The sequence below is a fragment of the Streptomyces sp. NBC_01426 genome (assembly GCF_036231985.1).
In the GTDB taxonomy this organism is placed as follows: Bacteria; Actinomycetota; Actinomycetes; order Streptomycetales; family Streptomycetaceae; genus Streptomyces.
Genome location: NZ_CP109502.1, coordinates 127,859 through 139,464, shown reverse-complemented (window position 1 = coordinate 139,464; position 11,606 = coordinate 127,859). Strand labels below are relative to the sequence as shown.

The following is an 11,606-nucleotide window of genomic DNA, read 5'->3' as shown; positions in this document are numbered from 1 at the left end:
CGACCGCGGTCCCGGAGCCACCGGATCACGGGCCGCTGTCTGGGCGGTCAGCTCCTTCCCGGGCCGTCCAGATCGGTTCCGCGCACGCCTGACAGTCGTGGGACCTGTCCCTGTTCTGGTGCCGCGCCGGCCTCCCCCGCTACGGCACGGCACCAGAACCCCCTCTCACGATTCACCCGAGCGGTCTTCTCGTCTGGAGAGCAGTTCACATGAACTTACGGAGTCACCACCTGTGGCATGTCGCGATCGGTGAACCGCCGCCGGGTGCGCTCCCGCGAGCCCACGACACTGTGCGTGTGGGAATGGCTCTGGGGCTGCCCGCAATCGACGCCCTCGTGGCCGACGGCACGGGGGTTGGCCCGCTGAAGTACTGCCTCGGCCACCAAAGCCTTCTGGTGCCGGTGGAGGCCGGCACATTCCACCGGTGGGGGGCCGCCCACTCCGACTGCGTGCCCGGTACCAGGACCGGGCGGTGGGTCTGCGACGGGTACGGCGGCCGCGGCTGTACGGGCCTGTGGGTGACCCGGCCGGAGCCGGTAGCTGTGTCCACCACCCCGGCGGCTGCGCTGCACGAGGCGCTCAGCCGTACCAGGGACCGCATGCGGGCGCCGCGCGGAACGCCCGTCCCGCAGCGCCGGGAAGTCTGCCGTGCCTAGTCCTTGGCGGCCACGCCGACGGGCCTGGTGCCCCAACTACCAATGCCTGCGCGCGCTCACCTTCGCCCTCGTGCTGGTCACGATCGCCTACGCCGGATCCACGCCGAGGCTGCGGTGACCAGCACCGGACTGATCATCATCAGTCTGATCGTCGGAGCCATGGCCGTCCTCGTCGTCCGAGGACAGAGAACGAGCCGGCAGCCCCGGCCGGGGCCTACCGACACCCGGTCATCTGTGCCACGCGACCAGTCCTGAACCGCTCGGCCACACCACGCAAGGACGATCATGTTTGACCTCCTCTCACCGCCCACCGAAGTGCCCCAGGCACCTGCCGGGATCGTGTTGGGCGTGTACCTGCGCGGTCTGCGTGAGGCGAAGGGCACCACGCTGCAGGACGCGGCCCGCGTAGCGGGGGCGTCGGTCTCGGCTGTCAGCCGGTGGGAGCGCGCCGAGTACCCCATCCCACTCGGCGCATTGAGGACGCTGCTGCGCCACTTCGGCGTGACGGGGAAGCACGCCGACTACCTGGCGGTCCCCTCCCGCAACGGTCGCCTTGGCGCTTGGCCCACGGGGAGGTTGTCGTGATCACTCTCGTCCCGCCGATTCTCGGCGCCCTGTTCGGTGGCGACGTTCGCGCAGCCAGCTCGACCGGCCGACGGCCTGCGTCTCGGCTGTTTCGCCTCGGGCGGCCCCTACGTAGCGGCGGCGCCATCGTTGTACCCCTGATCGACCAGGTGCTGGGAGATCCCTCCCAACCTCTTCCCCGTTGCCAGGGCGAGGTCGACCAGATAGTGGCCGTATTCCGTGAGCATCTGCCGGCGCTGGCGCTGGCAGCGGGCGGGCCGCGTCGGCTCGCGCTCCTCGCCAGCGCCGCCCCGACCGACTACATGGGCTCGCGGGTGCACCTGATCCTGCTGGCCGAAACCGCACAACACCTCATAGCGCAGTCCGCAGTCGACCACCCCACGAGCGGGGCGCGCGCCGCCGCACGGCAGTACACCCCCGTGAACGCCGTACGCCAGCGCCCGCCCTCGGGCTCCGAGTCCTATCCCGAAGGCACCCGGTGCCACCCCGTCACCGCAGCCTCCGGAAGACCGGAGCGAGGCGCAGGGCCGTAGTGCTGCTGCCTCCCGGCTGCCGTGGTGAGTGCTCCCCCACGGCAGCCGGTCCCTCTGCCGGATAGCCAATCGCTCCTCCCCCAATGCCGATTCTTCCGAGGACTCACCATGTGCCAGCACAAGCCCACCTGTCCCTCCGCCGAGGCCGCGGACCGCGAGGCCGCCGTCGTGGTCGCGGCCCACCCGGAACAGGGCTGGAGCCGGTTGTGCAACGGTGTCCTCCTCTTCGAAGACACCGGCGAGATCCTTCCCAACGGCAAGATCGTCGCTCCGCACCGGTTGACGAGCGCCGCAGCATGAACAGGACCCAGCACGAACAAGGGGGTCTTCCGGTGCCGTACATCGCCGCGTGGAGCGGGGAAAATCACCGGACTCCCGCCGTGGTGCGTCACCCGAGCGGGCGAGGTATCGGCTTCGCGGGCGAGATGCCTTACGACCGCGACGCGGACGGGGTGCTGTGGGTCAGGCAGTCCATCGCCCCCGGATCGGGCCGAGCGCTGTTCCCGAAGGTCCACGTGCTTCGCCAACGGCGTGCGGTGAGCCGGATGCTGTGCCAAGTCTGCGGCGCCGACACCCTGGAGCAGGATCCGGAGCGGCAGCTCTTCGTTCTCAAGCAAGTCGGTCAGCCGGTGGCTGAGGGGGAGCTGACCACCGCTGCCCCAGTCTGCCCACCGTGTGCGCTCATCGCGGTCAAGCACTGCCCGCACCTGCGCGAACACGTGGCCGCCTGGGTCGAACGGCCGCTGGCCTGGGGTGTCGCCGGCATCCTCTACGACCCGCGGACACTGCTCATGGTCCCTGGTAAGGACGTCGTCAAGGTCTCCTACGAAGACCCCGCACTCCCCTGGCTGCTGGCGAGCCGTCAAGTGCTGTCGCTCCAGGGCTGCACCGCCGTCGATCTGAACGACCTTCGAGTGAAGGCTGTGGCTCGATGAACTCAGCGCTGCCGGCCGCGGCCGCTCGAAGCCGGCCCCGCCCTCCGTGCCTTCAGGTTTGTCGTTCGCGCGGGTCGTGGCGCTGAGCGAGCCCCTCCCGTACCCGCCCCTGTTCCCCACCTTGCCTCGCAAGACCTCGGGAGCACCCGCACCTATCGAGACGGATATTCCATGGCTGGGCGTATCGAGGACTACGCACTCATCGGAGACATGCAGACGGCCGCCCTGATCTGCCGGGACGGCAGCATCGACTGGCTCTGCTTGCCGCGCTTCGACTCCTCCTCTGTTTTCACCCGCCTCCTGGGAACCGGGGATCACGGCTACTGGCAGATCGGCCCCGCCCGCCCCGACGGCGCCCAGGCCCCGAATGCGGACCGACGCGGCTACCGCGGCGACGCCCTCATCCTCGAATCCGAGTGGGACACCCCGACCGGCAGCATCCGTGTCACTGACCTCATGCCTCCCCGTGACGGCCACAGCCCGCAGCTCATCCGGATCGTTGAAGGGATCAGCGGCACGGTTGAAGTCGCATCCGCCTGGTGCCCGCGCTTCGGATACGGAAAGCACCGGCCCTGGATCTACGAACATCAGGGCCGCACCGTTGCCATCGACGGGCCGGACGCCCTCTGGCTGGACGCCACGGTGGAGACTGTCCAAAAGGAAGACGCCCTGGTCAGCCACTTCACCGTCAGCGCCGGCGATACGGTGAATTTTGCCCTCAGCTGGCACTCCTCCCACCACCTCACGACACCGGAAATCCCGGATACCTGGGCTGCGTTGGAGGCCACCGAAGAGTTCTGGCGGGAGTGGGTCGCGCGGTGCACCTACGACGGCCCGTACCGTGATGCGGTCGTCCGCTCTTTGATCACGCTGAAGGCCATGACGTACGCGCCGACCGGCGCGATCGTCGCCGCCGTGACCACCTCTCTCCCCGAGACGATCGGCGGCGTACGCAACTGGGACTACCGCTACACCTGGCTCCGCGACGCTTCGATCACCCTGTCCGCCTTGCTGCGTACCGGCTACCGCGAGGAGGCCGAGGCGTGGCGGCAGTGGCTCCGGCGGGCCGTGGCCGGCAACCCTGACGACATTCAGATCATGTACTCGATCCTGGGCGAGCGGAATCTGCCCGAGCGGGAGTTGCCCTGGCTGCCCGGGTACGAGGGCTCCACGCCGGTTCGAGTAGGCAACGACGCTGCCGACCAACTCCAGCTCGATGTTCCCGGCGAGGTCATCGACACGCTGTATCTGGCCCATATGCACGGCATCGCCCGGTGCGAGCGCACCGCGACCCTGCACCTCGGGCTCGTCGACTACCTCAAGCGGCGCTGGCAGGAGCCGGATGACGGCATCTGGGAAGTGCGCGGCGGACGACGCCACTTCGTGCACTCCAAGATCATGGCCTGGGTCGCGGTCGACCGCACGGTGCGCCTGGTGGAGGCTGGCGTCCTCGACGCTGACCTGGCCGAGCTGGCCGAGCTCCGCGACGCCATCCACGCCGAGGTGTGCCAGAAGGGCTACGACTCCGAGCGGAACACGTTCACCCAGTCCTATGGATCCACCGAATTGGACGCGGCCCTGCTGCTGCTCCCGCGCACCGGGTTCCTCCCGCCGGACGACCCGCGGGTTATCGGCACGGTCGCCGCGGTACGCGGCGAGCTCTCGACGGACGATGGCCTGGTCCACCGCTATCCGACCGACGGCAACCAAGTGGGAGTCGACGGCCTTGCGGGTGACGAGGGGAGCTTCCTGCTCTGCTCCTTCTGGATGGTCGACGCCCTCGCGCTCACCGGCCAGCTGGAGGAAGCGCGGGCCCTGTTCGAGCAGCTGCTCGCGCTGTGCAATGACGTCGGCCTGCTCGCCGAGGAGTACGACGTGGCGTCCGGCCGCCAGCTGGGGAATTTCCCCCAGGCCTTCTCGATGATCGGCCTGATCGAGAGTGCCGTCCTGATGAGCGAGCTGGAGCGGACGGCTAGGCCGGTGATCGCCGCATGAACACGGTGCCCGCGATCGCGGACCTCTTCCCGGACACGATCACCGCCGACGCTCCGGTCGCTGTCGAGATCGGCCGCGACTGTGACACCGCGGCGATGCCCGAGCTGGCGGCACGCCGGATTCTCTCCCTGCTGGGTCACATCAACCCGCACCCGGTGGGCGCCGCGATGGCCCGCGGGAACGAGTGGGTACTGATCCTGCCGCCCCATTCCGGCCGCGGAATGTGCTGGCCCTGGCCGGTAGACCACCGCGACAGCGGAGTTCTGGCCGTGCCCCCGCTGAGCTCCGGCCCGGCCGAGGATCTCCACTGGGCCCGACTCGGCAACAACGAGGGCCGCGTCTACTCCGCGCCCCTGCCGCTGTATGCGTCCCTACCGCTGCTCACAGCACTTCGACCACAACCCGAAGCACGCCGCCTCAGCCTTGCCCCCGCTCGTTCACAGTCGACCCCCACTTCGCGCGAGGACCTCACATGCTCGATTCGCTGGTGACCGCGACCGCACTGCTCGGTGGCGGATTCGCCACCACATCGATGGGCCTCATAGTGCAGGCCCGCAGAAAGCGGGCCCTGGCCGCCCGGGTCACACCCCTGGAAGCCCAGCGGGATTCCGCGCTCGCATACGCCGCCGCGATGGAGGCGGAATCGAAGCATTTCGCTGAGGTGCGGATGCCCGCGTTGGTGGACGCCCTCGCCCGCGGACACCGTGGCGTGCCGGTGCCCGGACTCAGCCAGGAGCGTCTCGCCGGCAGTCCCATCGACCACGGCCATCAGACCGTGATGGGGCTGCTCCAGGAGGCCCTCACGGTCACCCGCGATCAGATCGGGCTCTCCGCGCGGTCCTCAGTGCGGGACATCATCGACGAGGCGCAGACGCACCTGCACCGCTGCCAGATGAACGTCGTCGAAGAGATGGACCGCTACCCCCAGGGCACGACGTATCACCAGAGCCTGATGGGCTTCGACCACCTGGTCACCCAGGCCCTGCACACGCTCCAGCGCACGCGCATCCTGGCCGGTTCGTGGCCCGGTCTGCAGCGTGCGGACTGCACCTTCGGCGAGGTCGTCGAATCCGCGCGGGGCCGGATCAACGCCTATCTGCGGGTGAGTTACACCTACGAGCCCGGCAGCGGCGAGACCTGGCTCGAAGGCCGTGTCGTCGAGCCGGTCACGGTGGCGCTCACCGAGCTGCTGTCCAACGCCACCGCGTACTCCGACGGCAAGGTCTTCGTCGAGGTGCAGGCGTTCCAGACGGGGTTCTGCATCGTCGTCGACGACGGCGGCCTGAACATGAACGCCTATCAGCGTGAGGAGGCCGCCCGGAAGTTGTCGCGGCACACCGTGCTGGACGTGACGGCTCTGGAGGACACGCGCCAGCTCGGGTTCGCCGTCATCGGCCGCCTCGCCGGCGAGTACGGCTTCGCCGCCGATGTCACCAGTACGTCCCCGTACGGCGGCGTGCGGGCCGTCCTTCGCATCCCGCGGGAACTCTTCGGACACGGTCCGACCGCAGAGGAGACCCAGGCGGAGCGCCGAGCAGCGGCCACTCGGGCCACAGGCCACGCCTCGGCCTCACCGACCGAGGCTCCCCCGGAAGGGGGCCAGGCCGACCGACAGGGTGAGCCGTCGGACGGCAGTGTCCTGCCGCAGCGGCGCAGGCGCTCGCCCCGTCCCACAGCCCCCGTAGCCACCGGCGCGCCAGCGCCTGCCGAGGACCCGGAGGCGTTCACGCAGGGCTTTGCCCACCTGGCGGAGACCATCCGCGACCACGAGTCCAGCCCCACCGAAGGAGAGCAGTTCCGTGCCTGACCAGCAGCCCACCGCCGACACCCACGACATGTCCTGGGTCCTCAACCGTCTCGCGGAGGAGAAGGGCGTTCTGCACGCCGTCCTCTTCAGCTCCGACGGCATGGTGCTGGCCCACTCGGACGGCGTCCACCGCGATGTGGCCGACCGAGCTGGGGCCAGTTCCTCGAGCATCTTCTCTCTCGGCCGCTCCATCGCCGAGCTCGCCGAAGCGAACGAGGACGAGGACACCCCCCGCAAGGTCATCATCGACCTGCCGAACCGCTGCATCCTCGTCTTCGGAGCCGGGCACAACACCGCGCTGGCTGTATCCGTCACCGCGGAGATGACCGCGCCCGAAGTGGCCGTCGCCTCCGGGGCGACGATCAAGGCCATCAAGGGCCTGGCTCCCGCGCTGTCCGCCCGGGAGCGGACAGCGTACGGAACGTCGTGACCCCCCGCGGCCGGCGGCGCGCCGGGATGGTGCGGCCCTACACCCCGACCGGGGGAAGGGCCGCGCCCACCCGCCGCACCCTGGACCTGGCCACTCTGCTGATCGCCGACCCGGACAAGCCGCTGCACGGCCTGGACGCACACTCCCGCCGGCTGATGCAGCACTGCCTGCCCGGAGTGCTGTCGCTGGCCGAGGTCAGCGCCGACCTGCAACTCCCGGCCGCTGTGACGAAGGTGCTGGTCTCCTCCCTCGTCGACAGCAGCCACCTCGTCAGCCGTGACCCCGTACCCGCCGCTCAGCAGCACGACAGACAGCTGCTGGAGAGGATCCGCAATGCGCTCATCGACCTCTGAGGGCAACTACCTGGCGCCCGGTGTCAGCCACTCGGTGAAGATCGTCGTGCTGGGCCCATTCGCCGTCGGCAAGACCACGTTCGTCGGTGCGGTCTCCGAGATCAGGCCCACGTCAACCGAGGAACGGATGACGAAAGCCGGCGAGATCGTCGACACGCTGCGCGGGTTGTCGGACAAGAACACCACCACGGTCGCGCTCGACTTCGGCCGCCTGACCCTGACCGACGACATCGTGCTCTACATGTTCGGCGGCCCCGGTCAGCCGCGGTTCGACTACATGATCGACGAGCTGATGCAGGGCGCCCTCGGTGGCGTCGTCCTGGTCGACACGGCGCGCATCACCGAGTCCTGGGACGCCATGGGGCGCATGGAAGAAGCCGATCTGCCCTACGTGGTCGCGGTCAATACCTTCGCGGCCTCCCCCCACTACAGCGAAGCCGAACTGCGCAAGGCCCTGGACCTCCACCCGTCCACGCCCCTCGTCGAGTGCGACGTACGGGAAAAGAGCTCGGCGAAGGCTCCGCTGATAGCACTCGTCTCCCACCTGCTGTCCCGTCCCAGCCTGGAGCCCGCCTCATGACATCGCCGCCCCCGCTCTCCGCGAGCGGCTGCCCCATGCTGCACGGGGCCGCTTTCGCCGCCCAGCCTCAAGCCACCTACGACCAACTGCGCAGCCAGGGACCCGTCGGCTGGGCCGAGATCGCCCCCACCGTCCACGCCCTGGTCGTCACACAGCACCGCGCCGCCGTCACCCTCCTGAATGACACGCGCACGTACTCCAAGGACTCCCGCCGCTGGGCAGCCCTGGCCAACGGCGAAGTTCCGGGCGACAGCCCCGTGCTGGGCATGATGGCCTGGCGTCCCTCGGTCCTCTACACCGACGACCAGGAGCACGCCCGCCTGCGCTGGGCGATGGACGACTGCATCGCCCGCATCAGCCCCCACTGGCTCAGGGAGATCACTCAACGCAGCGCCCTGACGCTGATCGCCCGGATCATCGGGGACGGCCAGGCCGACATCATGAGCGACTTCGCCGACATCCTCCCCATGCTGGTGTTCGCCGAACTCCTGGGATGCCCGCCCGAGAAGTCCACCCGCATGGTGCGCGCGTGCCAGGACCTCATCAGCGCCGGCCCCGAAGCGGCCCAGGGCGCAGCCGACTTCGCAGGACTCCTGTACGAGCTCATCCAGATTCGCCGCGCCCAGCCCGGCCAGGACCTCACCTCCTGGATGATCAACCACGCCGCCGCCCTGACGGACGAGGAAGCACTCAACCAGCTGTTCTGCGCCGTCGGCGCCGGCATCATCCCCGCCGCCGCGTGCACCGCCTGGACCCTTCACCTGCTCCTGCGCGACGACGACTACGCCGGCAACCTCGCCGCCGGAACTCTCACCGTGCGCCGCGCCCTGGAGAAGGCACTGTGGCAGCGCCCGCCGATGGCGAACTTCTCCGTCCACTTCGCCCGCCACGACACCTACCTCCACGGGGCGTACGTGCAGGCAGGGACCCCTGTTCTCATCTCCCACGCGGCAGCGAACACCGACCCGGCGCTCCCCGACGACCTCGGGTACGACAACCGCAGCCACCTCGCCTGGTCGGCGGGCCCGCACCGCTGCCCCGCGATCTCCCAGGCGACCACGATCGTCCAGACCGGTGTCGAGACCGTTCTGGACCAGCTCTGGGACATGGAGCTGATCTCCACCGACCCGGAACCCCTCCTGCGGCACGGCCCTTTCCACCAGTGCCCGCAGACGATGCCCGTCAGGTTCCGGCCCAAGTCGCAAGACCGTCTTCCCACCGCCGCTCTCGCAGGAGGTTCCTCGTGACCAGCACCCCCGCCCGGACCGCGACCGTGACACTCGACAGCAGCGGCGGCCGCCGCCTGTTCGCCCAGGCCGACGAGCTTCGGGCGGCCGGCCCGGCCGTCCGGGTCCGCATGCCGGAAGATGTCCCCGCCTGGTCGGTCACCCGCGGAGACGTCGCCAAGCGGCTCCTCACCCATCCCCATGTCTCCAAGGACGCCCGCAAGTCCTGGCCCTCCCACACCCCGGGTTCCATACCGTGGCTCTACGCCTGGGTCGACGTCGTCTCGATGTTCACCTCCGACGGCGACGACCACAAACGCCTGCGCCAACTGGTCAGCCGCGCCTTCACCCCCGGGCGGGTCGAAGCGATGCGCCCGGTCCTCCAGGCCATCGTCACCGACCTCCTCGACACCCTGGCCCACCAGGACCAGACCGCGCCCGTCGATCTGCGCACCCACTTCTCCTACCGGGTGCCCACACGCCTGATCTGCGACCTCTTCGGAGTTCCCGCCGATCAGCGCCCCGAGATGCTCCGCGTCATCGACTCCGTCCTCGCCACCGACGTCACTGCGGAGCAGGCCGAAGCGACCAAGCACGACCTCTACCAGGCCATGCAGACACTCATCGACGTCAAACGGGCCACCCCCGGCGAGGACATGACCAGCCTGCTGCTGGCCGCCCATGAGGAAGACGGTGACCGGCTCAGCCACATCGAGCTGATCTCGACCCTGATCCTGATGATCGGGGCGGGCAGCGAGACCGCCGTCGCCCTCATCAACGCCGCCGTACGCGAGCTCCTCAACCACCCGGACCAGCTGGCGACCGTTCTGGCCGACCCCCGGCGCTGGCGCGACGTCATCGAGGAAGCCCTCCGCCTCCACCCGCCGATCATGCACCTGCCCCTGCGCTACGCCACCAAGGACATCGACCTCGGCGAGGGCGTCATCATCAAGGAAGGCGACGCCATCCTGATCGGCTTCGGCGCCCACGGCCGCGACCCGGGCGTCCACGACGATCCCGAGGCCTTCCGCATCGACCGGGACGACAAGGACCACATGGCCTTCGGCCACGGCATCCACTACTGCCTGGGTGCCCCGCTGGCCAAGCTCGAAGCCGAGGTAGCGCTCCCGGCCCTGTTCGAGCGGTTCCCCCAGATCGCCCTGGCCTGCAAGGTCGAGGACCTCGAGCCGCAGCGCTCCTTCATCGGCACCGACGTCACCGCGCTGCCCGTCGTGCTGCACGCCTCGGCGTAGAAGCGGCGCCGCTACCGCGTCGGCGGAGACAGTGCTTGCCGTCCCCGCCGGCGCACCTCCACCACCCCGCGTTCGTCACACAACATCGCCGACCCAGGACTCCACATGACCACCGCCCTGCCCGCCACGACCCTCACTGCTGACCAGCGGCGCGTCGCCGCGCGACTCGTCTACGGCGTGTCCAACAAGGCGATCGCCAGCCAGGTCTGCCTGTCCGTGGATGGCGTGGCCAGCCACCTCGGTGCGGCCCGCAAGAAGATGGGCTGCCCGGGATCTTCGCGCGCCGTCCTCGTCCACACCCTTCTCGCCGCCCGGGAGGTTCCCCCACCGGCCGGCAGCGGGACGGTTCCGGCGTTCACCAAGCACGAAGTGACGGTCATACGGGCCATCGCCAAGCACACCCTCAACGCCGACATCGGGAATGCCATCGGTGTGCCGGCCGACGACGTGCGCGCCGAAATCGACGCCACCGTGGACAAAGGGAACGCCCGCAACGCAACCCACCTGGTCGGGCTGGCACACACGTGGGGCATTCTCGGCACCTCGGACACTCAGCCCGAGACCGAAGCAACGGCTACGGCGGAGCCCGCCCGATGAGCGCCCAGGGCAGCTTCCATGACGGCGACCGGCGACAATCTCCGACGGGCCGTAGGCCCACGGCGCCCGTATACGAGGTGCTGCCGATCAACACCGACGCCGCTCGCGCTGAAGCCGCGGCCCTGGCCACAGACCGCGCCCACCTGCTCGCTGGACAGGGCATAACCGTCTCCGCCGATCGCGCCAATGCCCTTCTCCGGGAAGCCGGCGCCCTTGGGTTCTACGAGGGCGGCATCCTCGTCGGCGCTCTTGTCCTGCACAGAGATCCGGATATGCGGCACTGGGGCGCCGACGGCCGCGATCCGGGACTTCTGGTCTCCCTTGACCCGGTGACGGCCGGGTCGAGCCAGGTCGGACGGATGATGACCCTGTGGCTTGCCGATTACGCGGCCAACAGCCGGCTGATGTGGATCTGGTGCGATGTTCCGTGCCAGCCCGGAGCCGCCGATGAGGCAGCCCAGTGGTTACTGAAGTACCTGTGCGACCTCGGGTGGGAGACCCGATCGCCGACCAGTCGGAGTCCGACCGGTGAACGCGTCGTCCGTCTGCGGCTGCGCGCCCACGCCAGACCCGCGCTGACAGAGGCGATCTACGATCCGCACGCAGTCGGGCCCCCGGCGGTGAAGGCGCTATGACGGCGCTTCACCTCGTCCGCC

The 11,606-nt window shown here is 69.4% G+C and carries 16 protein-coding genes; all 16 read left to right on the top strand.

All coding sequences use genetic code 11. The annotated features are described in order from the left end of the window. Window positions 1-302: 302 nt before the first annotated feature. Window positions 303-656, top strand: a complete 354-nt coding sequence (locus tag OG906_RS39065; RefSeq protein ID WP_229878022.1) for a hypothetical protein — start codon at window positions 303-305, stop codon at window positions 654-656. After that, window positions 649-774: a hypothetical protein gene (locus tag OG906_RS39060; RefSeq protein WP_329449031.1), complete on the top strand. Its 126-nt coding sequence runs from the start codon at window positions 649-651 to the stop codon at window positions 772-774. Before OG906_RS39065 ends, OG906_RS39060 begins: the two co-directional genes overlap by 8 nt. Before the next feature lie 167 nt (window positions 775-941). Beyond that, the gene (locus tag OG906_RS39055; RefSeq protein ID WP_006378966.1) at window positions 942-1,241 is read left to right on the top strand and encodes a helix-turn-helix domain-containing protein; all 300 of its coding nucleotides are present in this window, start codon (window positions 942-944) and stop codon (window positions 1,239-1,241) included. A gap of 206 nt (window positions 1,242-1,447) precedes the next feature. Beyond that, window positions 1,448-1,774 (top strand): hypothetical protein, encoded by a 327-nt coding sequence (locus OG906_RS39050; protein WP_329449030.1) that lies wholly within the window; start codon window positions 1,448-1,450, stop codon window positions 1,772-1,774. A gap of 108 nt (window positions 1,775-1,882) precedes the next feature. Next, window positions 1,883-2,074 carry a DUF5999 family protein gene (locus OG906_RS39045; protein WP_006378574.1) on the top strand — a complete coding sequence of 64 codons (192 nt, stop codon included), beginning with the start codon at window positions 1,883-1,885 and terminating at the stop codon, window positions 2,072-2,074. A 32-nt stretch (window positions 2,075-2,106) separates the two neighbouring features. Further along, complete coding sequence (locus tag OG906_RS39040) at window positions 2,107-2,709, top strand: hypothetical protein (protein WP_329449029.1); 603 nt, start codon at window positions 2,107-2,109, stop codon at window positions 2,707-2,709. Window positions 2,710-2,880: 171 nt separating this feature from the next. Then, on the top strand, window positions 2,881-4,704 hold the full coding sequence (locus OG906_RS39035; RefSeq protein ID WP_212728754.1) for a glycoside hydrolase family 15 protein: 1,824 nt from the start codon (window positions 2,881-2,883) through the stop codon (window positions 4,702-4,704). After that, window positions 4,701-5,195 carry a hypothetical protein gene (locus OG906_RS39030; protein WP_329449028.1) on the top strand — a complete coding sequence of 165 codons (495 nt, stop codon included), beginning with the start codon at window positions 4,701-4,703 and terminating at the stop codon, window positions 5,193-5,195. Before OG906_RS39035 ends, OG906_RS39030 begins: the two co-directional genes overlap by 4 nt. After that, the gene (locus OG906_RS39025) at window positions 5,177-6,511 is read left to right on the top strand and encodes a sensor histidine kinase (protein WP_212728756.1); all 1,335 of its coding nucleotides are present in this window, start codon (window positions 5,177-5,179) and stop codon (window positions 6,509-6,511) included. The genes OG906_RS39030 and OG906_RS39025 overlap by 19 nt, the downstream gene beginning before the upstream one ends. Further along, window positions 6,504-6,941, top strand: coding sequence for a roadblock/LC7 domain-containing protein (locus OG906_RS39020; protein WP_249938710.1), 438 nt, complete (start codon window positions 6,504-6,506; stop codon window positions 6,939-6,941). Before OG906_RS39025 ends, OG906_RS39020 begins: the two co-directional genes overlap by 8 nt. 26 nt (window positions 6,942-6,967) lie before the next feature. Continuing rightward, window positions 6,968-7,294, top strand: coding sequence for a DUF742 domain-containing protein (locus OG906_RS39015; RefSeq protein ID WP_212728929.1), 327 nt, complete (start codon window positions 6,968-6,970; stop codon window positions 7,292-7,294). Beyond that, the gene (locus OG906_RS39010) at window positions 7,275-7,874 is read left to right on the top strand and encodes a GTP-binding protein (RefSeq protein WP_212728757.1); all 600 of its coding nucleotides are present in this window, start codon (window positions 7,275-7,277) and stop codon (window positions 7,872-7,874) included. The genes OG906_RS39015 and OG906_RS39010 overlap by 20 nt, the downstream gene beginning before the upstream one ends. After that, a complete protein-coding gene (locus OG906_RS39005) occupies window positions 7,871-9,121 on the top strand; it encodes a cytochrome P450 (RefSeq protein ID WP_212728758.1) in 1,251 nt (416 codons plus the stop codon). The genes OG906_RS39010 and OG906_RS39005 overlap by 4 nt, the downstream gene beginning before the upstream one ends. Next, a complete protein-coding gene (locus OG906_RS39000) occupies window positions 9,118-10,353 on the top strand; it encodes a cytochrome P450 family protein (protein ID WP_329449027.1) in 1,236 nt (411 codons plus the stop codon). Before OG906_RS39005 ends, OG906_RS39000 begins: the two co-directional genes overlap by 4 nt. A gap of 105 nt (window positions 10,354-10,458) precedes the next feature. Then, a complete protein-coding gene (locus OG906_RS38995; RefSeq protein ID WP_190148949.1) occupies window positions 10,459-10,950 on the top strand; it encodes a LuxR C-terminal-related transcriptional regulator in 492 nt (163 codons plus the stop codon). A gap of 77 nt (window positions 10,951-11,027) precedes the next feature. Next, window positions 11,028-11,585 (top strand): hypothetical protein, encoded by a 558-nt coding sequence (locus OG906_RS38990; protein ID WP_329449026.1) that lies wholly within the window; start codon window positions 11,028-11,030, stop codon window positions 11,583-11,585. The last annotated feature ends 21 nt before the right edge of the window (window positions 11,586-11,606 follow it).

Coding starts and splice junctions, on each gene's coding strand:
- OG906_RS39065 (WP_229878022.1), top strand. CDS start 303: ATGGCTCTGGGGCTGCCCGCAATCGACGCCCTCGTGGCCGACGGCACG.
- OG906_RS39055 (WP_006378966.1), top strand. CDS start 942: ATGTTTGACCTCCTCTCACCGCCCACCGAAGTGCCCCAGGCACCTGCC.
- OG906_RS39045 (WP_006378574.1), top strand. CDS start 1,883: ATGTGCCAGCACAAGCCCACCTGTCCCTCCGCCGAGGCCGCGGACCGC.
- OG906_RS39035 (WP_212728754.1), top strand. CDS start 2,881: ATGGCTGGGCGTATCGAGGACTACGCACTCATCGGAGACATGCAGACG.
- OG906_RS39030 (WP_329449028.1), top strand. CDS start 4,701: ATGAACACGGTGCCCGCGATCGCGGACCTCTTCCCGGACACGATCACC.
- OG906_RS39025 (WP_212728756.1), top strand. CDS start 5,177: ATGCTCGATTCGCTGGTGACCGCGACCGCACTGCTCGGTGGCGGATTC.
- OG906_RS39015 (WP_212728929.1), top strand. CDS start 6,968: ATGGTGCGGCCCTACACCCCGACCGGGGGAAGGGCCGCGCCCACCCGC.
- OG906_RS39010 (WP_212728757.1), top strand. CDS start 7,275: ATGCGCTCATCGACCTCTGAGGGCAACTACCTGGCGCCCGGTGTCAGC.
- OG906_RS39005 (WP_212728758.1), top strand. CDS start 7,871: ATGACATCGCCGCCCCCGCTCTCCGCGAGCGGCTGCCCCATGCTGCAC.
- OG906_RS38995 (WP_190148949.1), top strand. CDS start 10,459: ATGACCACCGCCCTGCCCGCCACGACCCTCACTGCTGACCAGCGGCGC.